Source organism: Nocardia cyriacigeorgica (assembly GCF_005863245.1).
Lineage (GTDB): Bacteria > Actinomycetota > Actinomycetes > Mycobacteriales > Mycobacteriaceae > Nocardia > Nocardia cyriacigeorgica_C.
In genome coordinates this window covers 125,210-148,315 of the sequence record NZ_VBUT01000003.1, presented here as the reverse complement: position 1 = coordinate 148,315, position 23,106 = coordinate 125,210, and the positions used below count along the sequence as shown (strand labels likewise).

22 protein-coding genes are annotated in these 23,106 nt (G+C 69.0%); 8 read left to right on the top strand and 14 right to left on the bottom strand.

The genetic code is table 11. The features are described from left to right. Window positions 1–133: 133 nt before the first annotated feature. Entirely contained in the window at window positions 134–991 is an 858-nt protein-coding gene (locus FEK34_RS07185; RefSeq protein ID WP_249358107.1) for a LysR family transcriptional regulator, read from the top strand. A gap of 38 nt (window positions 992–1,029) precedes the next feature. Here FEK34_RS07185 and FEK34_RS07180 read toward each other — a convergent pair whose 3' ends face one another. The 5 genes from FEK34_RS07180 to FEK34_RS07160 form a co-directional block, all read right to left on the bottom strand. Continuing rightward, window positions 1,030–1,194 carry a hypothetical protein gene (locus FEK34_RS07180; RefSeq protein WP_212748719.1) on the bottom strand — a complete coding sequence of 55 codons (165 nt, stop codon included), beginning with the start codon at window positions 1,192–1,194 and terminating at the stop codon, window positions 1,030–1,032. A gap of 160 nt (window positions 1,195–1,354) precedes the next feature. Next, window positions 1,355–2,821: a serine/threonine-protein kinase gene (locus FEK34_RS07175; protein WP_249358839.1), complete on the bottom strand. Its 1,467-nt coding sequence runs from the start codon at window positions 2,819–2,821 to the stop codon at window positions 1,355–1,357. Between the two features lie 79 nt (window positions 2,822–2,900). Then, the gene (locus FEK34_RS07170; RefSeq protein WP_249358838.1) at window positions 2,901–3,554 is read right to left on the bottom strand and encodes a Uma2 family endonuclease; all 654 of its coding nucleotides are present in this window, start codon (window positions 3,552–3,554) and stop codon (window positions 2,901–2,903) included. An 82-nt stretch (window positions 3,555–3,636) separates the two neighbouring features. Further along, complete coding sequence (locus FEK34_RS07165) at window positions 3,637–4,593, bottom strand: electron transfer flavoprotein subunit alpha/FixB family protein (RefSeq protein ID WP_138447094.1); 957 nt, start codon at window positions 4,591–4,593, stop codon at window positions 3,637–3,639. A 36-nt stretch (window positions 4,594–4,629) separates the two neighbouring features. Then, entirely contained in the window at window positions 4,630–5,415 is a 786-nt protein-coding gene (locus FEK34_RS07160; RefSeq protein ID WP_138447093.1) for an electron transfer flavoprotein subunit beta/FixA family protein, read from the bottom strand. Between the two features lie 245 nt (window positions 5,416–5,660). Between FEK34_RS07160 and FEK34_RS07155 the strand changes: the two genes are divergently transcribed. Genes FEK34_RS07155 through FEK34_RS07145 form a run of 3 tightly spaced genes read left to right on the top strand, consistent with a single transcriptional unit; the run spans window position 5,661 to window position 9,219 of the window. Beyond that, on the top strand, window positions 5,661–6,425 hold the full coding sequence (locus FEK34_RS07155; protein WP_138447502.1) for a class I SAM-dependent methyltransferase: 765 nt from the start codon (window positions 5,661–5,663) through the stop codon (window positions 6,423–6,425). Then, on the top strand, window positions 6,422–7,960 hold the full coding sequence (locus FEK34_RS07150) for a 1,4-alpha-glucan branching protein domain-containing protein (protein WP_138447092.1): 1,539 nt from the start codon (window positions 6,422–6,424) through the stop codon (window positions 7,958–7,960). The genes FEK34_RS07155 and FEK34_RS07150 overlap by 4 nt, the downstream gene beginning before the upstream one ends. Next, window positions 7,957–9,219, top strand: a complete 1,263-nt coding sequence (locus tag FEK34_RS07145; RefSeq protein ID WP_138447091.1) for a glycosyltransferase family 4 protein — start codon at window positions 7,957–7,959, stop codon at window positions 9,217–9,219. Before FEK34_RS07150 ends, FEK34_RS07145 begins: the two co-directional genes overlap by 4 nt. Window positions 9,220–9,228: 9 nt before the next feature. On the opposite strand, the gene FEK34_RS07140 is transcribed toward FEK34_RS07145, so the two are convergent. Next, entirely contained in the window at window positions 9,229–10,563 is a 1,335-nt protein-coding gene (locus FEK34_RS07140; RefSeq protein ID WP_349292418.1) for a PQQ-binding-like beta-propeller repeat protein, read from the bottom strand. A 152-nt stretch (window positions 10,564–10,715) separates the two neighbouring features. Between FEK34_RS07140 and FEK34_RS07135 the strand changes: the two genes are divergently transcribed. Both FEK34_RS07135 and FEK34_RS07130 read left to right on the top strand, forming a co-directional pair. Continuing rightward, on the top strand, window positions 10,716–11,465 hold the full coding sequence (locus FEK34_RS07135; protein WP_138447090.1) for an acyltransferase: 750 nt from the start codon (window positions 10,716–10,718) through the stop codon (window positions 11,463–11,465). An 85-nt stretch (window positions 11,466–11,550) separates the two neighbouring features. Continuing rightward, window positions 11,551–12,099: a DUF1697 domain-containing protein gene (locus tag FEK34_RS07130; protein ID WP_138447089.1), complete on the top strand. Its 549-nt coding sequence runs from the start codon at window positions 11,551–11,553 to the stop codon at window positions 12,097–12,099. Between the two features lie 125 nt (window positions 12,100–12,224). On the opposite strand, the gene FEK34_RS07125 is transcribed toward FEK34_RS07130, so the two are convergent. The 8 genes from FEK34_RS07125 to ctaD all read right to left on the bottom strand — a co-directional run bounded on the left by FEK34_RS07125 (window position 12,225) and on the right by ctaD (window position 21,022). Further along, window positions 12,225–13,394, bottom strand: coding sequence for a class I SAM-dependent methyltransferase (locus tag FEK34_RS07125; RefSeq protein WP_138447088.1), 1,170 nt, complete (start codon window positions 13,392–13,394; stop codon window positions 12,225–12,227). Further along, window positions 13,394–14,371: a class I SAM-dependent methyltransferase gene (locus FEK34_RS07120; protein WP_014352264.1), complete on the bottom strand. Its 978-nt coding sequence runs from the start codon at window positions 14,369–14,371 to the stop codon at window positions 13,394–13,396. Before FEK34_RS07120 ends, FEK34_RS07125 begins: the two co-directional genes overlap by 1 nt. A 71-nt stretch (window positions 14,372–14,442) precedes the next feature. Next, window positions 14,443–15,219: an enoyl-CoA hydratase-related protein gene (locus FEK34_RS07115; protein WP_138447087.1), complete on the bottom strand. Its 777-nt coding sequence runs from the start codon at window positions 15,217–15,219 to the stop codon at window positions 14,443–14,445. A gap of 33 nt (window positions 15,220–15,252) precedes the next feature. Then, on the bottom strand, window positions 15,253–16,062 hold the full coding sequence (locus tag FEK34_RS07110) for an NUDIX hydrolase (protein WP_138447086.1): 810 nt from the start codon (window positions 16,060–16,062) through the stop codon (window positions 15,253–15,255). 169 nt (window positions 16,063–16,231) lie between these two features. After that, entirely contained in the window at window positions 16,232–17,065 is an 834-nt protein-coding gene (locus FEK34_RS07105) for an ABC transporter ATP-binding protein (RefSeq protein WP_138447085.1), read from the bottom strand. Between the two features lie 66 nt (window positions 17,066–17,131). Beyond that, the gene (locus FEK34_RS07100) at window positions 17,132–17,941 is read right to left on the bottom strand and encodes a peptidyl-tRNA hydrolase (RefSeq protein WP_138447084.1); all 810 of its coding nucleotides are present in this window, start codon (window positions 17,939–17,941) and stop codon (window positions 17,132–17,134) included. Between the two features lie 4 nt (window positions 17,942–17,945). Then, a complete protein-coding gene (gene serB, locus FEK34_RS07095) occupies window positions 17,946–19,163 on the bottom strand; it encodes a phosphoserine phosphatase SerB (RefSeq protein WP_138447083.1) in 1,218 nt (405 codons plus the stop codon). Window positions 19,164–19,282: 119 nt separating this feature from the next. Beyond that, on the bottom strand, window positions 19,283–21,022 hold the full coding sequence (gene ctaD / locus FEK34_RS07090) for an aa3-type cytochrome oxidase subunit I (protein WP_138447082.1): 1,740 nt from the start codon (window positions 21,020–21,022) through the stop codon (window positions 19,283–19,285). 355 nt (window positions 21,023–21,377) lie between these two features. Here ctaD and FEK34_RS07085 point away from each other — a divergent pair, with 355 nt between their 5' ends. Both FEK34_RS07085 and FEK34_RS07080 read left to right on the top strand, forming a co-directional pair. Beyond that, entirely contained in the window at window positions 21,378–22,439 is a 1,062-nt protein-coding gene (locus FEK34_RS07085; RefSeq protein WP_249358837.1) for an ABC transporter substrate-binding protein, read from the top strand. Between the two features lie 147 nt (window positions 22,440–22,586). Then, window positions 22,587–23,045 carry an AMP-binding protein gene (locus FEK34_RS07080; protein WP_138447081.1) on the top strand — a complete coding sequence of 153 codons (459 nt, stop codon included), beginning with the start codon at window positions 22,587–22,589 and terminating at the stop codon, window positions 23,043–23,045. Window positions 23,046–23,106: the final 61 nt, after the last annotated feature.

The following is a 23,106-nucleotide window of genomic DNA, read 5'->3' as shown; positions in this document are numbered from 1 at the left end:
CCTCACAACACCCCTGTTGATCATGACAGCCTGTTCATCATGAAGAACCGTTATCAGGAGTCGAGATATTTCACCCGTCAGGGCGCATAATTCAGATGACTCTTATCTGAATCACTAATTAATGGAGGTAACGGTGGAGCTGCGCCAGCTCACCTACTTCGTCGCGGTGTGCGAGGAGCTCAGCTTCAGCAGAGCCGCGACCCGCTGCTTCATCTCGCAGTCCGCGATCAGTCATCAGATCGCCCGGCTCGAACACGACCTCGGCGTCCAGCTCTTCGAGCGATCCACCCGATCGGTCGTCCCCACCGACGCGAGCACCAGGCTACTTCCACTGGCCAAGCAAATGCTCAGTTTGGAGTCTGCCATCCGCGCCGCGGTGCGCACCTCGCGACCGCGCATCCGGCTGGCGGCGAACATGTCGTTCGCGACGCGCTCGCTCTCGGCGATCGCCGGCGCCCGCGACGCCCACCCCGGCGCCGAGATCGAGTTCGTCATCAAACCCTTCCGCCAGCGTATCGCCGCGGTCGCCGACGGCGACTGCGACCTCGCTCTGATCCGCGGCAGCGTCGACCAGCCCGGGCTGACGGTCGAACAGCTCTGGGTGGAGGACCTGATGATCGCCACCGCGCCATCGCATCCGCTGGCCGGCCGCACCGACGTGACACTGACCGAACTCAGCGCCTATCCCCTGCTGCTGCCGCCGGAATCCGAACAGGTGCTGCTGCACAACGTGGTGCGCGCAGCCTTCGCCGACCAGCCCGCCGGGCCCACCTACGGCCCGCCCATCCCGCCGGACCACACGGCGACCATGGAGCTGATCAACCATCCGGACGCATGGACGATCCTGTACGCCAATAGCCCCACCGAAGGCATCGCGACGTTGGAGTTGGCCGGTCATCCGTTGCGGGTGCCGGTGTCAGCGGTGTTGCGCACGGGTGCGCGCCGATCGCCAATCCTGACCACGCTGCTGGCGGCGCTGCACTGTGCGTGAGCGGTCGGGCGCGGTGCGATGTCCCGCGGGCTCACCGACTACGAATGGGGGCTGCCACCGAACGGCGCGCCGATCAGCTCGAGGTCCCAGTCGCGGCAGCGCGCCGCCACGAGTTCTGGGAGAGCCGCCAGCCAGCGTTCACCCGCCTGGTCGAAGAAATCGCGGATCGATTCGGCGACCTCCGGCGGCAGTGCGATCGTCACGCTGTCAGCCTGCGGCTCGGCGCCGCGCCGGGCAAGCGAATTCCGCGTGCGAGTCCGGCGAAGTCGGGTTGCCGCGGTGGATTCGGCTGTTGCCGAGCCATGGAACGCTGAGCCGCGCCAACTCCAGCGACATTCCACCGCTGCTCGGTGGCACCGGTGCTCAGCGCCAGCGGGGAGCCGCGCGCTGAGCGACCCGATAGGCGATCCACCGTTTGGTGGACGGGGATATCGCACAGATCAATGCGGTGCCAACGATAACCAAGATCGGGAAGTATCCGAGCAGCGCGGGCCATACCCCGGTGACGGCGATCGCGATGCACGCGATGACGCCGAGTAACGTCGCGATCGCCGAACATATGATCGTCAGGATCCGGCCCGCGGGTCTGCCCCCGAGTAGGAGCAGACCGGCGGCATTCCACAGCAGGGCGATGATGGTCACCAGGCCGAGCGCCAGGAGATTCTCCTGCAACAGATGGTCGCGGCCGTCGCCGAGCGCCTTCACAGTTTCCACCACGCCGAGGACGAAAATGCCTGCCGCGAGCACGCCGAACAGCTGCGTGATGATTCCCGCGGTCAGCGCGGTCTTCATCGACGGTTTCGCGCCGTACGCCGGATTCCAGGCTGCCGGGCCGTAGCCGGGCGCGGCGAACCGTGCGTCGGGTCCCGGCACCGGGGCACCGCTGTGCGGCGCCCACCCGGCGGGAGGGCCGGCGACGCGCGCGCCGCCGACCGGCTCGATCGGCCCGGCCTGCACAATCGTCGGCGACGACGGCAGCACCGGCATTGCCATATGCTTCCCCTCGAGCGCATCGCGCATCGCGGCGGTGAATTCCCCACAGCTACCGAACCGTTCATCGCGCCGCTTGGCCATGGCGCGGCCGAGCACGACGTCGACGGCCGGCGGCAGATCCTTGCGGAAATCGGTGAGCCGCGGCACCGGCTGGGAGATGTGTCCCATCACCACCTGGCCCGGGTTGGTCGACTCGTACGGCGAGCGGCCGCCGAGGATCGCGAACAGGGTGCAGGCCAGCGAGTACTGGTCGCTGCGCGCGTCGACCACTTCACCGGAGAGCTGTTCGGGTGACCCGAAGGCGATGGTGGCGGTGAAGGTTCCGGTAGCGGTGAGTTTGGTGTTGGCGTCGGTGAGCCGGGCGATCCCGAAATCGGTGAGTACCGCGTGTGATTCACGGTTGGCGTCGGCGGCGGCGAAGAGAATGTTGGCGGGCTTGATATCCCGGTGCAGCACACCCTGACCGTGCGCGTAGTCCAGCGCGGCCGCCGTATCGCCGATCAGCCGCACCGCCTCGGTCGCCGGCTGCGCCCGGCCGTCCCACGATGCCGCGTCGGTGCCGCGAATGTACTGCATGGCGATCCACAGATGCCCATCGTCGACGCCACGATCGTAGACCCCGACAATCCCCGGATGATCCAGCCGCGCAACCACATCGGCTTCCAGTTCGAACCGCCGCACCAGCTCCGGATCGTCGGACACCGCCCGGTTCAGCAGTTTCAGCGCCACACTGCGCGGCAGCCGCGGATGCCTGGCCAGATACACCGTGCCCATTCCGCCCTGTCCGAGCACACCTTCCAGCTGATACCCGGCGAAGGTCGTACCCACCCCCAGCACGCCTGCTCCTTCCGATCGCGGTCGAACACCGCGACGCTACCGGACAGGCCTGGAAGAACCGGAGCCCGCAGCGCGTAGTTCAGAAGGCGAGCGCCACCCAAGGGATTTCGATCGGGAAGGGATATCTGAACGACACGCCAGCTTCGTCGCCATGATCCCATTCGCCGACCAAGCGATAATCGGCACGGTGCAGCGGACGCACACCCTCCGGCAAGGTGGCAACGCCGGTTTCCAGACCATAGGCGCGGATCTTCGCGATTGCGCTGACATCCGGCTGCAGGGTCACCTCCCAGTACCACGGAATGCCCGCACCCGCATACCGCGACTTCTTGGCCTCGATGTCGGTCTGCTTGTTCGACGGCGAAAGAATCTCACCCACCAGCAAGGTGTCGGACGCGCGCACATCCTGATACGCCGAACCGAGACAGCGATGGACGAGGAAATCCGGGGTAAGGAAGTCCGACTTTCCGTTTCTCCCCAGGAAGATGTTGGTTTCGAGGTTGACGCGCCAGCAGCGTTCACCATCAGCTGCCATATCGTCGCGCGCACAACGTTCGAGCTCATTGGTCAACCTGCGCATGAAGACCTGATGCTCGCCGGGCCCCCGCCGGACCCATACCACCCGGCCCTCCCATAGCTCGATCTGATCGGCAATCTCCTCGGGTAGACGCTCCAACTCCTCCCACGTCATGTATTCGGGGAGTTCAGGGCGCTCGATGCGAGGCAGGGACATGCGGCCATGATAGCCCGGAAAACACCCGTGGCCTCGACTGTTTCCAGCCGAGGCCACGGGCGATGCGCTCAGGCGCGGGCGTTCAGCCCTTGTGCGACTTCACGGCTTCGGTCAGCTGCGGCGCGACGTTGAACAGGTCGCCCACGATGCCGTAGTCCGCGATCTCGAAGATCGGGGCCTCTTCGTCCTTGTTGACCGCGACGATGGTCTTCGAGGTCTGCATACCGGCGCGGTGCTGGATGGCGCCGGAGATGCCGAGGGCGATGTAGAGCTGCGGGGAGACCGTCTTACCGGTCTGGCCGACCTGGAACTGGCCCGGGTAGTAGCCGGAGTCGACGGCGGCACGCGAGGCACCGACGGCGGCGCCGAGCGAGTCGGCCAGCGCCTCGACGACCGAGAAGTTGTCGGCCGAACCGACACCGCGGCCACCGGAGACCACGATGGCGGCCTCGGTGAGCTCCGGACGGTCACCGGCGACGACGGGCTCGCGCGAGGTCACCTTGACCACGCCCTCTTCCTGCGCCGGAACCTCGACGGTCACCTTCTCGCCGGCACCGGCCTGCGGGGCGGCCTCGATGGCGCCGGGACGCACCGAGATCACCGGCACATCGCCGGTGGCCTTGGCGTCGACGGTGAAGGCGCCACCGAAGATGGAGTGCACGGCCGAGCCGTCGGCGTTGATGCCGATGACGTCGACGAGCAGGCCGGAGCCGATGCGCGCGGCGAGGCGGCCCGACACCTCCTTGCCTTCAGCGGAGGCGGCGACGATGACGGCGGCGGGCGAAGCGGCCTCGACCAGACCGGCCAGCACGTCGACCTTCGGGGTCACCAGGTAGTTCTCGACATCGTCGGACTCGGCGATGTAGATCTTCTCGGCGCCGGCCGCGGCGAGCGCGTCGGCCAGCTTCTCACCGGTGCCCGCGGTGCCGAGCACCACGGCGGACGGCGAGCCAAGGGTACGGGCGGCGGTGATCAGTTCGGTGCTGACCTTCTTGACCGCACCGTCGGCGTGCTCGACGAGCACAAGTACTTCTGCCATTTGTTCTGTCTCCTAAGCAGTCTCGTACGAGCGGGATCAGATGATCTTCTGACCGATGAGGTACTGGGCGATCTTGGTGCCGCCGTCGCCCTCGTCGGCGATCTTCTCGCCCGCGGTACGCGGGGGCTTCGGGGTCGACGCGGTGACCACGGTGCCGGCGTTGGCCACACCAACGGTGGAGGGGTCGATGCCCAGGTCGGCCAGGGTGAAGGTCTGCACTTCCTTCTTCTTGGCGGCCATGATGCCCTTGAAGGACGGGAAGCGCGGCTCGTTGATCTTCTCGGTGACCGAGACGATGGCCGGGAGGGTGGCCTCGAGCTTGAACACGCCTTCGTCGGTCTCGCGCTCGCCGGTGATCTTGTCGCCGTCGACGGTCAGCTTGCGCAGGTGGGTGAGCTGCGGGATGCCCAGGTACTCGGCGATGATCGCGGGCACGGCACCGGCGCGGCCGTCGGTGGCCTCGTTACCGGCGATGACCAGCTCCACGCCTTCCACCTGGCCGAGCGCGCCGGCCAGCACCCACGCGGTCTGCACGGCGTCGGAGCCGTGGATCGCCGGGTCGTTGATGTGGATGGCCTTGTCGGCGCCCATGGACAGCGCCTTGCGGATGGCCTCGGTGGCGCGGTCGGGTCCGGCCGACAGCACGGTGACCTCGCCGCCCTGCGCCTCCTTGATCAGCAGCGCTTCCTCGACGGCGCGCTCGTTGATCTCGTCGAGCACCGCGTCGGCGGCCTCGCGGTCGAGGGTGAAGTCACCATCGGAGAGCTTGCGCTCGGACCAGGTGTCGGGAACCTGCTTGATGAGTACGACGATGTTCGGCATCGGTCTTCGTCGACCTCCTGTTCTGGGTACACGGGGTATGGGCGGTCGGTCGCACGATCCGGCGGGCCGTACGTCCATGTGAGTCGCTCAGGGCGTGACACTACCCTACGTTAAGTTACTCGTGGGTAACTTACTCCGCGAGGGTCCTGAACACCAGACCGGAAACAAGTTCACCCAGCCGTACCAGTAACGTCGGACCGATGAGTGAGGCTGTGATTCCTGCCGCAGTAGGCGAACCGGCACCCATGACCGCCGCGACGCCGGGCGCACTCGACCCGCTGCCGTTGACCGGCGAGCGCACCGTGCCTGGAATCGCCGAGGAGAACTACTGGTTCCGCAGGCACGAGATCGTCTACGCGCGGCTGCTGGAGCGCTGCGTCGGCAAGACCGTGCTCGAGGCCGGTTCCGGCGAGGGCTACGGCGCCGACATGATCGCCGGGGTCGCCACCCGCGTGATCGGGCTGGACTATGACGCGAGCGCGGTCGAGCACGTGCGCGCGCGCTACCCGCGTGTGGAGATGATCCAGGGCAATCTCGCCGACCTGCCGCTGGACGACTCCTCGGTCGACGTCGTGGTGAATTTCCAAGTGATCGAACACCTTTGGGATCAAGCACAGTTCCTGCGCGAATGCCTGCGGGTGCTGCGTCCCGGCGGCGAACTGCTGATCAGCACGCCGAACCGGATCACCTTCTCCCCCGGCCGCGATACCCCGCTCAACCCGTTCCACACCCGGGAACTCAACGCGGCCGAACTCACCGAGCTGCTGGTCGAGGCCGGTTTCGAGGTATCGCTGATGACCGGTGTGCACCACGGCGAGACGCTGAAAGCGTTGGACGCCAAGCACGGCGGCTCGTTCATCGACGCGCAGATCGAGCGCGCGCTGGCCGGCGAGCCGTGGCCGGCCGAGCTCACCGCCGACGTCGCCGCGGTGACCATCGACGACTTCGCCCTGACCACCGACGACATCGATGCGAGCCTGGATCTGGTGGCCATCGCGGTGAAGCCTTGACCGGCAGCACCGCACCCGTGCCGGGCCAGTTCACCCTGGTCCTGCATTCGCACCTGCCCTGGCTGGCCCATCACGGGCGCTGGCCGGTGGGCGAGGAATGGCTCTACCAGTCCTGGGCGGCGTCCTACCTTCCGGTCGTCGAGGTTTTGAGAACCCTTGCCGCCGAAGGACGTTCGCATCTGCTGACACTCGGCATCACGCCGGTGCTGGCCGCCCAGCTCGACGATCCGCACTGCCTGGCCGGCATGCATCACTGGCTGGGCAATTGGCAGTTGCGCGCCGACGAGGCCGCGATGGCGGGCAATATCGCGCTCGGCAGGCATGAGCACCGGCTGGCCGCGGCCGCGCTGGCGGAGTTCGAACAGCATTGGCGTCACGGCGCCGCACCGGTGTGGCGGCAGCTGATCGACGCCGAGGCGATCGAGCTGCTCGGCGGCCCGCTGGCACATCCGTTCCAGCCGCTGCTCGATGCGCGGCTGCGCGAATTCCAGCTCACCGAAGGGCTCGCCGACGCCCGGCTGCGCTGGGGCCACACCCCGTCCGGAATCTGGGCGCCCGAATGCGGTTACACGCCCGGCATGGAGGTCGGCTACGACGCCGCCGGTGTGACGCATTTCATGGTGGATGGGCCCGCGCTGCGCGGCGATTCCAGCCTCGGACGGCCGGTTCGCGAGTCCGAGGTGGTGGCCTTCGGGCGCGATCTCCAGGTCAGTTACCGGGTCTGGTCGCCCAAGTCCGGCTACCCGGGCCACAGTGCCTACCGAGATTTTCATCACTACGACCACGCCACCGGTCTCAAACCGGCCCGGGTGACCGGCAAATCGGTCGCCGGACCGGACAAGGCGCCCTACGACCCGGAGCTGGCCGCGGCCGCGGTGCGCGCCGACGTCGACGATTTCGTCGCCACCGTGCGCGAACGGCTGATCGGCGAGTCCGAGCGGATCGGCAGGCCCGCGCTGGTGGTGGCCGCCTTCGACACCGAGCTGTTCGGGCACTGGTGGCATGAGGGTCCGCAGTGGCTGGCCCAGGTGCTGCGGGCGCTGCCGGAAGCGGGCGTCACGGTCGGCACGCTGGCCGACGCGCGGGCGAACGGGTACGTCGGCGAGCCGGTGCAGCTGACCGATTCGTCCTGGGGCTCGGGCAAGGACTGGCGGGTGTGGGCCGGCGATCAGGTGCGTGACCTGGTGGAACTCAACGACGACATCGTCGCCCTGGCCCTGGACACGGTGGACAAGATGCGCGCGGAATCCTCGGCGACCGGTCGCGACCAGGTGGCCGACCAACTCCTGCGGGAAGCGATCCTGACCGTGTCCAGCGACTGGGCGTTCATGGTCAGCAAGGACTCCGCCGCCGGGTACGCCCGCGAACGCGCACATCAGCACGCGCACGCCGTTCGCGAGATCGCGGCGGCCGTCGGGGCCGGTCAGCTCGCCAAAGCACGGCAGTTGGCGGCAGGATGGGGGGCGGCCGACGGATTCTTCCCGGCCCTGGACGCGCGCCGATTGCGCGCTGCCACCTCAGAAGGACATACATGAAGATCTTGATGGTGTCGTGGGAGTACCCGCCGGTGGTCGTCGGCGGGCTGGGCAGGCACGTCCATCACCTGGCCACCGAGCTCGCCGCCGCGGGCCACGAGGTGGTCGTGCTGGCGCGCCGCCCCACCGGCACCGACCCGTCGACGCATCCCACGCACTCCTACATCGCCGATGGCGTGCTGGTGGTCGCGGTCGCCGAGGACCCGCCGTTCTTCGATTTCGGCGAGGACATGCTCGCGTGGACGCTGGCGATGGGCCACGCCATGGTGCGCGCGGGCGTCGCACTCAACAAGCCCGGCATAGGCGAGGGCTGGACACCCGATGTGGTGCACGCCCACGACTGGCTGGTGGCGCATCCGGCCATCGCGCTGGCCGAGTACTACGACGTGCCGCTGGTCTCGACCATCCACGCCACCGAGGCCGGACGGCACAGCGGCTGGGTCTCGGGCCGGGTGAATCGTCAGGTGCATTCGGTGGAGTGGTGGCTGGCCAACGAATCCGACGCGCTCATCACCTGTTCGGCGTCGATGCAGGACGAGGTGGAGCGGCTCTACAACCCCGACCGCATCCCGCTGACCGTCATCCGCAACGGTATCGACGTCGGCGCCTGGACCTTCCGTCCGCGCCCGCCGCGCACCGGACCGCCGCGGCTGCTGTATGTAGGCAGGCTCGAATACGAGAAGGGTGTGCAGGACGCGATCGCGGCGCTGCCGCGGATCCGGCGCGCCCATCCCGGCACCACCCTCACCGTCGCCGGGGTCGGCACCCAGTTCGAATGGTTGCGTGAACGGGCCCGGGTGCACCGGGTGGCGCGTGCGGTGAATTTCGCCGGCCAGCTCGACCATGCCGAACTGCTCGGCTGGTTGCACGGTGCCGATGCGATCGTGCTGCCCAGCCGCTACGAACCCTTCGGAATCGTCGCGCTGGAGGCGGCCGCGGCGGGGACCCCGCTGGTCACCTCCACCGCCGGTGGGCTCGGTGAGGCCGTGATCGACGGCGTCACCGGTGCGTCGTTCGAACCGGCCGACGTGGACGGACTCGTCCAGGCGGTGCGCGCAGTGCTCGACGATCCGGCCGCCGCCCAGGAACGCGCCTACGCCGCCCGGGAACGCCTGACCGCCGATTTCTCCTGGGACGTGGTGGCCGCCGAGACCGCGCAGGTGTACCAGTCCGCCAAGCGGCGGGTGCGGACCCCGCTCGGGCGTCCGGTGATCACCATGCGCCCGCTGCCCGAGCGCGATCCGAATCAGCCGGTCTGACCGGCCGGTTCACTCCTGCGGCGCGAAGACGAAGATCTCGCCGATCCGGGTGGCCACGACCACCTCGCCGTCGGCGCTGACCGACGTTCCGGTGGTGGTGCCGCTCGCGCCGGGCAGCACGTCGGAGTCGAGGGTCTGCCCGGTCTCGGTGTCGAAGGTGATCAGGTTGAGGCCTTCGCCGATCGCCGCGACCGTGTAGCCGGTGTGGCCCGCCGTTTGTGCGGGCGTGCCGCGGTGGGCGAGATCCTTACGCTCCCAGACCTGTTCGACGCTGTCGCCGTTGTCGCGCAGGGCCAGCAGATAGCCGTCGTCGCCGGCCGGGATGATCAGCCCGTCGCCGGAGACGGAGATGCCGCGACGCGGGGTCCACGCCAGCGGGTGCACCCATTTGGTGCTGCCCTCCACGGCGTCGACGGCGATCAGCCGGTCGCTGTTGTCGCCGACGTAGACGGTGCTGCCATCCGCCGACAGGGCCGGGCTGGTGGCGCTGCCGCCCTCGAGCATCTCGGCGCTCCACAGTTGCTCGATCTCGCCATCGGCGTATCGCAGGGCCACCAGCGAGGCCCTGGCGTCGCCCGGACGCCAGACGGTCGCGTAGAAGCGCCCGGAATCGGTGTCGATGGGCGAGACATTGGCGATCGCGCACTGCGGACCGCCGGTGGGGCAGTCGGCGAGGCCGTCACCGGACGGCGGCCAGCTGAGGGCGGGAAGTTCGAGCGGATCGGGCTGGCCGAGCAGCTGCATGGTGGGCACCAGCCGCTGACCGGTCTGCCGTGACAGCACATCGATCTGGCCGGCCTGGGTGATGGTGAGCAGATTGCTGTCGCCGGTGAACTGCAACGAGACCGGCACGCCCGCCACCGCGGTGCGCCAGCGCGGCTGGCCCAGATAATTCATCGATGTCACGCCGCTGTCGTCGCCGACGTAGACGTTGCTGAGGCCGTCGATGAGCGTCGGGGAGGAGACGGCGTTCGGCCCCATCGGATTACAGAACCGTTTGCGGCCGGTGGGCATCTGGAAGGAGAAGATATTGCAGCCCGACGGCGTGCGGGTGGTGACGAACATCTGGCCCTCGGCCGCGACGCCGACCGGCGTCGCGATCGGCCCGCCCACCGGACGCGACCATTTCAGCTCCAGTGCGTGGGCACCGGTGACCGGGCTGGTGCCGCTGTTGCGGGCGTCGTGATGAGCGCCGGGCCAGCCGAGACCGGGGCCGACGGTGATGTCGTCGACGTCGGTGCCGCAGCCGGTGAGCATCACCGCGCCCACCGCCAGTAGCGCCGCCGCCGTATTCACTCGCAGCCGTGGCCGCCCGGATACAGCTCGTACGCTGCCGATTCGCACCTGCTGCTCTCCTTCACACGCGATCTGCCGTGATCATCTCCCCGCGCGCCCGCGCGTGCCAGTGAGGTTAGCCGACGGGTATCGATCCGTTCGGGGCAGCACGTCAGTAGGCTGTGTGCGCGATAGGCGGACACACGACGGGAGAACAGTTCGTGACGAGCATGTGGGGCGCACCGTTGCGTTCACGGTGGCGGGGATCGCGGCGCCGCGATCCGCAGCAGGCACGCTTTCTCACCCTGGCCTCGCTGCGCTGGGTGATCGCCAACCGTGCCTACACCCCGTGGTACCTGGTGCGCTACTACCGGCTGTTCAAGTTCCGGCTCACCAACCCGCATATCGTGTTGCGCGGCATGGTGTTCCTGGGCCGCCGGGTGGAGATCCACGCGACCCCGGAGCTGGGCCGGATGGAGATCGGCCGCTGGGTGCACATCGGCGACGGCAATGCCATCCGCTGTCACGAGGGTTCGCTGCGCATCGGCGACAAGGTGGTCTTCGGCAAGGACAACGTCGTCAACACCTACCTCGATATCGAGATCGGTGAATCGACGCTGGTCGCGGACTGGTGCTACATCTGCGACTTCGACCACAAGATGGACGACATCACCATGCCGATCAAGGATCAGGGCATCGTGAAGAGCCCGGTCCGCATCGGCCCGGACACCTGGATCGCGGCCAAGGTGACGGTGCTGCGCGAGACCCGCGTCGGCCGCGGCTGTGTGCTCGGCGCGCACGCCGTGGTGAAGGGCGAGATCCCCGATTACTCCATCGCCGTCGGCGCCCCGGCCAAGGTGGTCAAGAACCGCAAGGCGGCCTGGGAGTCCGGCGCCGAGCAGCGCGCCGCCTACCTGGCCGCGCTCGAGGACATCGAGCGTAAGAAGAACGGCGCCACCGCCCAGGCCTGAGCGGCCGGGCCCGCCACCTGCGCGGGCCCGTGTCAGCGGCGCGAGCAGCATCCGGTTGTCGGCCCGGTCTACTACGGTCTGCCTCATGACGAGGTACGCGGCGCTGTTGCGCGGGATCATGCCGAGCAATCCGAACATGAGCAACGAGAAGCTGCGGGGCGAATGCACCGGGCTCGGTTTCGACGCGGTCGCCTCGGTGCTGTCCAGCGGCAATATCGTCTTCCGCACCGATGAGACCGATCCCGCGCAACTCGAGGACCGGATCCAGGAAGCGCTGAACCGGGAACTGGGTATACCGGGCGGCACCATCATCCGCGACTACGACGAGCTGCGCACCCTGCTGGACTCCGACCCGTTCGAGGGCCTCACCCATGGCCGCGGCACCTACCTGACCGCGACCTTCCTGAAGAGCACCAGTCACGAGCCGATCGAGCTGCCCGAGGATCCCGATCCGCTCACCCGCGTCGTCGGCTACGACCCGGCCGCCCGGGTCTTCCTGTTCGTCGTCGACAACAGCACGCCGCGGACACCCGATTTCATGGCGTGGCTGGAACGCACCTACGGCAAGGACATCACCACCCGCACCTGGCTGACGGTGCAGCGGGTGGTGAAGAAGATGGAAGCGATCGCCTGACGCGGACCCGAGGCCTGCGGCGGTCTGGGACGAATCCCGCGTTCGCTGCCTGATCGAACGGTTCACCGAGCGGCGACCGTCGGGCCGGACCGGCACGTGCTCGCCGTCGGCGACCGCGCCGACAGTTATCGAGCGGATGCGGCCTCGCACAGGAATACCGTCGCGTCGCGTCCGATCCGGGTGATCACGAGTGAATAGGGCTGGGAGCCGGACGGTTTCAGGCGGCGGCGCAGTTGGTCGGGGTCGACGTCGACGCCGCGCACCAGGATTTCCAATGCGCCGCAATCGCGGCGGCGCAGCTCGGAGCGCAGTGACTTCTCCCGGAAGGCGAGCTGGTCGAGCACCCGGAAGCCGCGCACACCCTCGGGCACCCGGTCGCCGGTGAGGTAGGCGATGCGCGGGTCCAACTGCCACAGACCGTGTTTCGCCGCGTAGTGGCGGACCAGGCCGGCCCGGACGATGGCGCCGTCGGGGTCGATGATCCATTCGCCGGGGGCGCGCTCGGGGATGTCGTCGGGTTCGGCATCGGTGAGGGTGCTGGATCGGCCAGAGGTCGTCAGCACCGTCGCACGGCGGGTGACGCCGGAATCGGTCAGTCCGGCCGACCACAGGCAGGCTTCCCGGACCGAACCGTCCAGGGATACCACTTCGATCTCCCCGGTCCAGTCGAGGCTGTCGAAATCCAGTCCGGGAGCACACTTCACGGCCATATCGCGACCGGAGTAGGCCGCGAGCAGATCGGGCAGCGGTGGTTGTAGCTGCGCCGGATCGTGGGTGCGTTTGCCGACGGCACGGCGCGCGGGGTCGGCGATGATCACCGTGTCACGGCTGCACGGAACCAGCGCATCTGCCCGGGCCAGCACCACATTCCGGGTGCGGGCATTGTGCCGCGCCATCGCGAGGCGAACCTCATCCAGGTCGCTGCCGATCACGGCCGGGCACACCCGTGCCAGCTCGGCCAGCTCCGCGCCGATCGAGCAGGTGACGTCGTGTACCGCGCGACCGGCCAGCCTGGCGGCCCGACGCCGCGCGACCAGCGTCGGTGTGGCCTGTTGCAATGCGTCGTCGGTGAACAGCCACTCCCCCGCACCGATGAGCTTGGCGGCGGCCCGGCGGCGCAAGCGCACCGTGTCGATCAGTGCCGCCGCCTGGTCGCCATGCGCGCGGCGCACCCGCGCGAGATCGCGCAGGTGCGTCGCCGGGGTCAGCTCCAGCCGGTCCACGTCGGCCAGTGCGGCGGCGCCCGCCGCACCGGCCAGGAAGACGACGTCCTCGTGGCTGAAGCCGTAGCCCACTACTGGCCCGGAGCGCCCGGCTTCACACCGGTGATCATGGCGTTGTAGAAGAACTGGCGCGGCACCACCCGGCGCATCACGTTCTCGTCCACCCAGCTCAGGCCCAGCCACGCCTTGTACATGGCCATGCGGTAGCGCCAGGTGAGCTTTTCGGCGGGCACGGCGGCCTCGAAGGTGCGCACCGGCCAGCCCCACAGCGCGGCGGCGAATTCCTCGGTGTGCGCGGCGACCTCGACCGCACCGGCCGAGCGGGCCATCGCCTCGAGCTGATCGGGGGTGAAGGTGTGCAGGTCGACGACGGCCTCGAGGGCGGCGGCGCGGGAGGACTCGTCCAGCTCCTCCTGCGGACGGCGCCAGCTCGCCAGACCGGGCAGCTTGGTGAGGTTGGTGGTGGCGCCCCAGGTGATGCGCCCGAGCCAGCGCGCGTAGAAATTGCCCGCGGTGGTGGGCTCGCCGGCGAAGACCAGGCGCCCGCCCGGCTTGAGCACGCGCAGGCATTCCTTCAGCGCGAGTTCGACATCCGGGATGTGGTGCAGCACGGCGTGGCCGACGACCAGATCGAAGGTGTTGTCCTCATACGGGATGGTCTCGGCGTCGGCGACGCGACCGTCGACGTCCAGGCCGAGGTTCTGCGCGTTGCGCAGCGCGACCTTCACCATGCCCGGCGACAGGTCGGTCACCGAACCGCTCTTGGCCACCCCGGCCTGCATCAGGTTCAGCAGGAAGAAGCCGGTGCCGCAGCCGAGTTCCAGCGCCCGGCCGTAGGGCAGCGCCACCGGCCCGACCGCGGCGTCGAAGCGGCCGCGCGCGTACTCGATACACCGTTCGTCATAGGAGATCGACCACTTGTCGTCGTAGGTCTCGGCTTCCCAGTCGTGGTAGAGGACCTGGGCGAGTTTGGTGTCCTTGAGCGCGGCTTCGACCTCGGCCTCGGTGGCATGCGGGTTCGGCGCGGGGTCGTCGTGGCGTACCGTCATGGTGGCCTAGCCTAAACCCTCGCTGTAGGTCGTCTCATACCAGTGGGTGGGATCGCGCGCGAGCCGGCGGATCAGCGTCCGACGAACTCCGCGGAGCCGGGCCCGTCGGCCAAATAAGAACGTGTTCCTATCAGGCGATCTTCGGTGCCGAACAGCTCCGACCACGCGATTCGGGCCCGATCGTGGCCGTGCGGGCCGGCCTCGAAGACCGCTTTCGCCGCCGCCAAGGCACGGGCCGGGCCGTCGAGGAAACCGCGCGCCCAGGCCACCGCCGCGGTGTAGACGTCGTCGGGTGCGACGACCTCGTCGACCAGTCCGAGGGCGCGCGCCTCGTCCGGCTCCACGAAGCGGCCGGTGTACACCAGATCCTTGGCCGCGCCGGGTCCGATGAGCGCGGTGAGCCTGCGGATCCCCCCCAGCGGGATCAGGCCCGCCTTGATCTGCGGCAGCCCGAGCTTGACGTTGTCGCCGATGACGCGGCGGTCGGCGCCGAGCGCGAGTTCAAGGCCGGATCCGAGCGCGTAGCCACTGATCGCGGCCACCGTCGGCTGCGGCAGCCGGGCCAGGCAACCGAGCGCGTGCTGGAAATCGGCGGCGACGGCGGCGGCCTGTTCCGCCGAGAGCGCGGCCAGTTCGGCGAGGTCGTCGCCGGCGCAGAAGACGCGCTCGTCGCCGTAGACGACCACCGCGCCGATTCGCCGATCCTCGCCGATCGCGTGGGCCGCGGCGGCCAGCTCCCGCACCACCTGGATGTTCAGCAGGTTCATCGGCGCACGGGCGATACGCAGTACCGCCACCCTGCGTTCGGTGTCGCCGTCCAGCTCGTCCACGGTCACGAATTCGGCCATGGCTGGCAACCTACCGGGTGCGCGCCGGATCTCTTATTCGCGCGTGGAGCCCTGGAGTTTGCGCTGATCGGGCAGGTCGTCGAAGTAGCGGTCGCAGTCGGGGAAACTGAGCGCATTCTTGCCCTGCGCCGCGCTGAACACCGGTTCGATCGGGTCGATGTCGCGGTCGGCCGCCAGGATCTCGGCGGTGGAGGCGTAGCCGGCCAGCGCGTCGAGTTGGGCCCAGGTGGGCGGCAGCAGGATGTCGGCCCCGGCCCGCCAGCGATCCAGCGCGTCGGCGGGGGTGCGCCACTGGACCTCGGCGGCTTCGGAGGTGGCGCCGTCGGCGCGCTGGCCGTCCGGCAGCACCGCGACGAAGAACCGGGTGTCATAGCGGCGCTGCTCCACCTCGGGGGTGATCCAGTTGGCCCACGGGCGCAGCAGGTCGGCGCGCAGCACCAGGTTCTGCTCGACCAGGAATTGCGCCAGCGACAGCTCGCGCCGCTCCAGCTTGCCCCTGGCCTCGCGATATCCGGCGGTGTCGGCGACGACCTGATCGGCGGCCGGGCCGGCCAGCAGTACCCCGCACTCTTCGAAGGTTTCCCGCACCGCCGCACAGACCAGGGCCTGCGCGCGCGGTTCGGTAGTGCGGAAGCGTTCGGCCCACCAGGCCGGTTCCGGTCCGGCCCAGGCGATGTCGGCGGTCGCGTCGGAGGGGTCGACGCCGCCGCCGGGGAATACGGTCATGCCCGCGGCGAAGGCCATGGCCCCGACGCGGCGCTGGAGGAACACCTCGGGCCCGGTGGCCCCGTCGCGCACCAGCATCACCGTCGAAGCGTCCTTGGGCAGCACCACATCACTCATTCCTGCACCCTAACGCTCGCTTGGGGACGGGCGATCCGACGGCGTCGGGTTCAGCGGAGCCGAGCACCGGTACCGGCGTCTGTTCGGCGGCAGGAACGAACGGAGGCCGGTCGCCTCATGGCACGCGGTGTCCGCCTCGCAGGTGCCGGGCGGCCTTACTCGGTGCGACTCAGCGGGAGCGGTGCTTGCCGAAGCGGCGGGCCCGGCGGGCGAAGTACCGTCCGTCGACGCGATCGAGGGCGATGGACTGGCTGAACGCTTCGCTGAGGTTCTCGGCCGTCAGCACATCCGACAGCAGTCCCTGGGCGACCACCGAGCCCTCGTTGAGCAGCAGACCGTGGGTGAACCCGGGCGGAATCTCCTCGACATGGTGGGTGACCAGCACGATCGCGGGCGCATCCGGATCGGCGGCCAGATCACCCAGGCGTTCCACCAGTTCCTCGCGGCCGCCGAGGTCGAGGCCGGCGGCGGGTTCGTCGAGTAGGAGTAGCTCGGGATCGGTCATCAGGGCGCGGGCGATGAGCACGCGTTTGCGTTCGCCCTCCGAGAGCGTTCCGTAGGTGCGGTCGGCCAGGTGTTCGGCGCCGAGGCTTTCCAGCATGTCGATGGCGCGGTCGGTGTCGACGTCGTCGTAGCGTTCGCGCCAGCGGCCCAGCACCGCGTAGCCGGCCGAGACCACCAGATCGCTGACCTTCTCCTCGCGCGGCACCCGGCCCGCGACCGCGGCCGAGGACAAGCCGATGCGCGGGCGCAGTTCGCCGACGTCGACCTTGCCCAGCACCTCGCCCAGCAGATGCGCGGTGCCCGAGGTGGGATGCACTTCGGCGGCGGCCATCCGCAGCAGCGAGGTCTTGCCCGCGCCGTTGGGGCCGAGCACGACCCAGCGTTCGTCGAGCTCCACCTGCCAGGTGACCGGGCCGACGAGGGTGTGGCCCGAGCGGCGGATGGTGACGTCGGTGAAATCGATGAGCAGATCGGGATCCGGTTGCGGCACGCGCTCCATCTTGGCCCAAAACGCGGACGCGCGTACGACCGGCCCGCGTACCGGCGGTGACAGATACCGGCGGATTCAGCGAGTGAGCAGGCCGGGTGTGGCGATCACCGTCATCGAACCCGGTGCCACTTCGGTGAATCCGGCATCGCGCACCGCGACCGCCGTGCCCGCCGCCACCGCACGGCTGAGCTCGGCCCAGTGCTCGGGACCCGATTCGCGCACCGCGCAGTCGAACTCGCGCTCGGCCCAGGCCAGCGCGGCACGCTCGGGCAGCGCGCCCGCGAGCAGCATGCTCGCGTGCCCCACCTGGGCCGCGGCTTTGCCGAGGGTCATGCCGAGGGCCGAATTCACCCACAGCACGGGCAGTTCGGGGTCCGGCGGGCCCGGGTCGTCGTGGTCGAGGTCGGTGCCGCCGATCTGTAGCTTCCTGATCCGGGGGTCGATCGCGCCGACCGGACCGGGGACGAGCGCGCGGGCCTTGGCGCCGCCCAACTCCACGGTGACGCCGTCGACCTCGTTCGCCGCGTCCCACTGCGCCCCACGCGCACGCCGGGCGACCTTGCGGATCCGGGACCGCTTCCAGGCCAGGTACCGATCGGCCCATTCCCCGCCCGGACCGACCCGCGGATCCAGGCACAGCGCCACCGCGGATGCCGCCGCGGCCGCCAGCAGCGCACTGCGGGCGGGCGGGTCGGCCTTGGGCAGGTACAGCACCATCTGCATGGCCTGCACCATCGCCGGATCGTCGGGGTCGCCCGCACCGCCGTATCCGGCGGCGAGTTCGGCGTGCCTGGCGGCGAAATCGCCATCGGTCGGGCGTGGCCGGGCGGGCGCCGGGTCCTCGATCTCCTCGACCGGGGAGACCGGCTCCGGGATGTTGGTCATCGCCTCAGCCCAGCGGAACCCGGCGCAGCAGCCCGTCCTTGGCGTCGGCCGCCTCCACCTCGTCCCTGGTGACGCCGAGGATGAACAGCACCGCGTCCAGGTAGGGGTGCGACAGCGCCGCGTCGGCGATCTCGCGCAATGCCGGCTTGGCATTGAAGGCGACGCCGAGTCCGGCGGCATTGAGCATGTCGATGTCGTTGGCACCGTCGCCCACCGCGACGGTCTGCTCCATCGGCACCCCGGCTTCGGCGGCGAACTTGCGCAGCGCGGTGGCCTTGGCGGCCCGGTCGACGATATCGCCGACGACGCGTCCGGTGAGCTTGCCGTCGACGATCTCGAGGGTGTTGGCCTGCACGAAATCCAATTCCAGATCGTGGGCCAGCGGTTCGATCACCTGACGGAAGCCGCCGGAGACCACACCGCAGCGGAAGCCGAGCCTGCGCAGGGTGCGGATGGTGGTGCGGGCACCGGGGGTGAGTTCGATCCGTTCGGCGACCTCCTCGATCACCGACTCGTCGAGGCCCTCCAGGGTTGCCACCCGCTGACGCAGCGATTCGCCGAAGTCGATCTCGCCGCGCATCGCCGATTCGGTGACCCGGCGGACCTCGTCCTCGACGCCGGCGTGCGCGGCCAGCATCTCGATGACTTCGCCCTGGATCAGCGTGGAGTCGACGTCGAAGACGATCAGCCGCTTGGCCCGGCGCGCCAGCCCGGCCCGCTCCACCGCGACGTCGACCTCCTCGGCCACCGCGACGTCGGCCAGTGCGGTGCGCAGCCGGGAATCGGTGTCCTCGCCGGTATCGACGGCGCTGACCATCAGCTCCATGCCGGTCACCGGGTAGTCGGCGACGCCGCGGATGGCGTCGATATTGGCGCCGAGCGCCGCGAGCTGGCGGGAGACGGCGCTGAACGCGCGGGCGGTCACCGGCGCGCCGAGGATCACCACGGCGTGGGTGGGTACCGGCGCGCGGACCGGCTCGGCATCGATGTCGACGTCGACGTGCATGCCGACGGTGTTCATCGCCTCTTCGAGCTCGTCCTGCAGTTCTTCGGGATCGTTCGGGCAGGTCACCAGCACACCGAGGGTCAGCCGACCCCGGATGACGACCTGCTCCACATCCAGCAGGCTGACCTGATGTCGCGACATCGCCGTGAGTAGCACCGACGTCACACCGGGCCGGTCGGGGCCGGTGACGGTGACGAGAACCGTGGTGTCTGCCAAATCCCTGCGCTCCAGTCTGTGTGCCTGATCAGGCGGGACCACCGCCCTCACCAAACGAGTGTGCACCCGCTGGTCACCCCAGCAGGTGCACACTCATCCGGAATGCTGTCTTCCGCCGTCTACTTGGTCAGCGCGCCTTCATGCACCTCGGTGGCATGCTTGCCCGAACCCCAGCCGACGTGGGCCTCGGCCCGCATCCGCTCGACCATGTGCGGGTAGTGGAGCTCGAAGGCCGGACGCTCGGACCGGATGCGCGGCAGCTCGTAGAAGTTGTGCCGCGGCGGCGGGCAGGTGGTGGCCCACTCCAGCGAGTTGCCGTAGCCCCACGGATCGTCCACGGTGACGACCTCGCCGTAACGGTAGCTCTTGAAGACGTTCCACAGGAACGGCAGCATCGAGGCGCCCAGCACGAACGCGCCGATGGTCGACACCGTGTTCAGCGTGGTGAAGCCGTCGCTGGGCAGGTAGTCGGCGTAGCGACGCGGCATGCCCTCCGCACCCAGCCAGTGCTGCACCAGGAAGGTGGTGTGGAAGCCGATGAAGGTGGTCCAGAAGTGCCACTTGGCCAGGCGCTCGTCCATCATGCGTCCGGTCATCTTCGGGAACCAGAAGTAGATGCCGGCGTAGGTGGCGAACACGATGGTGCCGAAGAGCACGTAGTGGAAGTGCGCGACCACGAAGTAGGAGTCGGTGACGTGGAAGTCCAGCGGCGGGCTGGCCAGGATGACGCCGGACAGACCACCGAAGAGGAAGGTGACGATGAAGCCGATGGAGAACAGCATCGGCGATTCGAACGTCAGCTGACCCTTCCACATGGTGCCGATCCAGTTGAAGAACTTCACACCGGTCGGGACCGCGATCAGGAAGGTCATGAACGAGAAGTACGGCAGCAGCACCGCGCCGGTGGCGTACATGTGGTGCGCCCACACCGCGATCGACAGGGCGGCGATACCGAGGGTGGCGTAGACCAGCGTGGTGTAACCGAAGATCGGCTTACGGCTGAAGACCGGGAAGATCTCGGAGACGATGCCGAAGAACGGCAGTGCGATGATGTACACCTCGGGGTGGCCGAAGAACCAGAACAGGTGCTGGTAGAGCAGGATGCCGCCGGTGGCCGGGTCGTAGATGTGGCCACCGAGGTGGCGGTCGTAGGCCAGGCCGAACAGGGCGGCGGTCAGCAGCGGGAAGGCGAGCAGGACCAGGACGCTGGTGACAGCGATGTTCCAGGTGAAGATCGGCATCCGGAACATGGTCATACCGGGGGCACGCAGGCAGACCACGGTGGTGAGCATGTTGACGCCACCGAGGATGGTGCCCAGACCCGAGACCGCCAGGCCCAGGATCCACAGGTCGGTGCCGACGCCCGGCGAGTGCAGGATGTCGGTCAGCGGGACGTAGGCGGTCCAGCCGAAGTCGGCGGCGCCGCCGGGGGTGATGAAGCCCGCGGTCGCCATGGTGGCGCCGAACGCATACAGCCAGTAGCTGAAGGCGTTCAGTCGCGGGAAGGCGACGTCGGGGGCGCCGATCTGCAGCGGCAGGATGATGTTGGCGAAGCCGAACACGATCGCGGTCGCATAGAACAGCAGCATGATCGTGCCGTGCATGGTGAACAGCTGGTTGAACTGTTCGGGCGAGAGGAACTGCAGACCCGGGCGCGCCAGCTCGCCACGCATCATCAGCGCCATCAGGCCACCGATGAGGAAGAAGACCATCGACGTCGTCAGGTACATGACGCCGAGGACCTTCGGGTCGGTCGTGGTGACCATCTTGTAGATGAACGACCCCTTGGGACCGGTCCGCGCCGGAAAAGGCCTAGTCGCTTCTAATTGAGGGACTGGCTGGGGCTCTACGGCAGTCACTGATCCTCCTGAAGGTGCCTTTAGGTCGCTCCGCAGGCTCCACTGTCAGCATGTGTCCGGTGGCGCCCGGGCACACGACGGTTAGCTTGCGCTCTTCGAATCGTAAACCGTGCTGCCGCAGGCGACCGAGCGGGTCCTACTCTGTGTCGTATTCGCGGCCCGTCGGGACCTGTTTCCGCTGCCCCGGCGTGGTGTGTCGGCCTCGCGGGCAGCGCTGAGTCCGGGACGCGGCCTACGCCGGTCGGCCGGCCGCGCCGACCCCAACGGTGCTCGTCGCGGCCTCGGCGGCGACAAGGGCTGAGCACCGGCCGACCTCACCTGCGGATCGAGGGCGCGCGCATGTACCCTCACCGGCATGCCGGTGAGCGCGAAGGGTCATGGACGCACCCGAATCCGCACGATCATGGGCGCCGTCGTCGTCGGCTGCGCCGCGGTGCTCGGCGCGGGTTGCGCGACGCCCGCCGATGATTCGGCCTCGATCATCCGCACCACCACCAATATCGCCGGTGCGGGCGTGGTCGGGCTCGAGCGCGACACCGCGCACGCGTGCAGCCTGCCCACCGCGCCCGACCCGGCCGCCGGCGCCACCCGCACCGTCACCCATCCGTTCGGCGTCACCGAGGTGCCCGCCGACCCGCAGCGCATCGTGGTGTTGAGCACCGCGGCGCTGGACGCGGTGTGCGCGGTGGGCCTGTGGGAGCGGGTGGTCGGCGCCGCGACCGTCGATGGGCCGAGCCCGCAGCCGAGCTACCTGGGCACCGGCATCTCCGAGATTCCCGGCGTCGGCACGGTGGCCCACCCTGATCCGGCCCTGATCGCGGCCATGAACCCCGATCTCATCATCGGTGACGTGCCCGCCCCCGGCGCCGATTTCGGTGCGCTGTCGGGGATCGCGCCGACGGTGCTGATCGGCGACAAGACCGACTGGCAGGACCAGTTCACCACCCTCGCGGCGGCCATGGGACGGTCCGGGGCCGCGGAGACCGCGTTGGCGAACTTCCGCACCGAGGCGGCCGACGCCGGAAACGCCGTGGCCGCCAATCTCACTCAGGCCTCCATCGTCCGCTTCACCGCCGACGGCACCCGGGTGCTCGGCAACGAGACCATGCCCGCGCAGGTGCTCGCCGCCACCGGCGCCCACCGGCCGACCGCCCAGCGCGGTGGGTCGTTCGACGTCGACGAATCGGACCTGACGCCGGTGGAAGGCGATCTGATCTACGTCATGTTCGCCGGCCCCGAAGGCCGCGAACACGGCGAGGCGGTGCTGCGTTCGGACGAGTGGAAGGCGCTCGGCGCCGCCACCGACCGGCGGGTCTTCGCGGTGGACGACACGATCTGGCACACCCAGGGCCTGACCGCGGCCCGCGCCGTCCTCACCGACCTGCGCAACACCCTCAACGCCTACGTCAACGACTGATCCCGGCCTGCCGTGCCCACCCTGGGTGGGCAAACCTCCACCCTGAGAGGGTGTGAGCCCGCGCCTTGGGGTGCTGCCGCCGCGGCCTCGCGACGGCCAGAGTGGAAGACAACGAACAGCGCCTTCCATTCCTCCGAGGGGAACACCATGCACACTCCAGTCGAATCGCACACCGGCAACGTCACCGTGCTGCCGACCGCCCGGCCCGCCGCGGTCGACCCGCAGGCGGTCGTGCTGGCCGCCGCGGATGTCGCGCTGTCCTACGCCGAGCTGGACAGCTGGTCGAACCGACTGGCCAGGCTGCTGCTCGAGATCGGGGCGGGCCCGGGTATCCGCGTCGCGATCGCCGTCGACGAGCCGGTGGAGGCCGTGGTCGCCGAACGCGCCATCGTCAAGATCGGGGCGATCCCTATGACGATGCGCGAGGGCGAGTCCACTGTTTTCGGCACCGGTATCGGTGTCACCACCAAGCAGGAACGTCCGCATCTCGACGATCGGATCAGCTGGCTGGTGCTCGATGACCGGTCGACGTTGCGGCGCTACCTGGCCGGCTCGGACGCCCCGCTGACCGCGGCGGATTTCGCGGTCATCGCGCGCTCGGCCTGATCTGCGCTTTCCTTCGCACCACGCCACGCGGCCAGGACCGGAAATTCGGGTCGCGCAGTGT

Coding starts and splice junctions, on each gene's coding strand:
- FEK34_RS07130 (WP_138447089.1), top strand. CDS start 11,551: ATGACGAGGTACGCGGCGCTGTTGCGCGGGATCATGCCGAGCAATCCG.
- FEK34_RS07105 (WP_138447085.1), bottom strand. CDS start 17,065: ATGGAGCGCGTGCCGCAACCGGATCCCGATCTGCTCATCGATTTCACC.
- FEK34_RS07100 (WP_138447084.1), bottom strand. CDS start 17,941: ATGACCAACATCCCGGAGCCGGTCTCCCCGGTCGAGGAGATCGAGGAC.
- FEK34_RS07160 (WP_138447093.1), bottom strand. CDS start 5,415: ATGCCGAACATCGTCGTACTCATCAAGCAGGTTCCCGACACCTGGTCC.
- FEK34_RS07080 (WP_138447081.1), top strand. CDS start 22,587: ATGCACACTCCAGTCGAATCGCACACCGGCAACGTCACCGTGCTGCCG.
- FEK34_RS07115 (WP_138447087.1), bottom strand. CDS start 15,219: ATGGCCGAATTCGTGACCGTGGACGAGCTGGACGGCGACACCGAACGC.
- FEK34_RS07110 (WP_138447086.1), bottom strand. CDS start 16,062: ATGAGTGATGTGGTGCTGCCCAAGGACGCTTCGACGGTGATGCTGGTG.
- FEK34_RS07145 (WP_138447091.1), top strand. CDS start 7,957: ATGAAGATCTTGATGGTGTCGTGGGAGTACCCGCCGGTGGTCGTCGGC.
- FEK34_RS07120 (WP_014352264.1), bottom strand. CDS start 14,371: ATGACGGTACGCCACGACGACCCCGCGCCGAACCCGCATGCCACCGAG.
- FEK34_RS07170 (WP_249358838.1), bottom strand. CDS start 3,554: ATGTCCCTGCCTCGCATCGAGCGCCCTGAACTCCCCGAATACATGACG.
- FEK34_RS07165 (WP_138447094.1), bottom strand. CDS start 4,593: ATGGCAGAAGTACTTGTGCTCGTCGAGCACGCCGACGGTGCGGTCAAG.
- FEK34_RS07155 (WP_138447502.1), top strand. CDS start 5,661: ATGACCGCCGCGACGCCGGGCGCACTCGACCCGCTGCCGTTGACCGGC.
- FEK34_RS07085 (WP_249358837.1), top strand. CDS start 21,378: ATGCCGGTGAGCGCGAAGGGTCATGGACGCACCCGAATCCGCACGATC.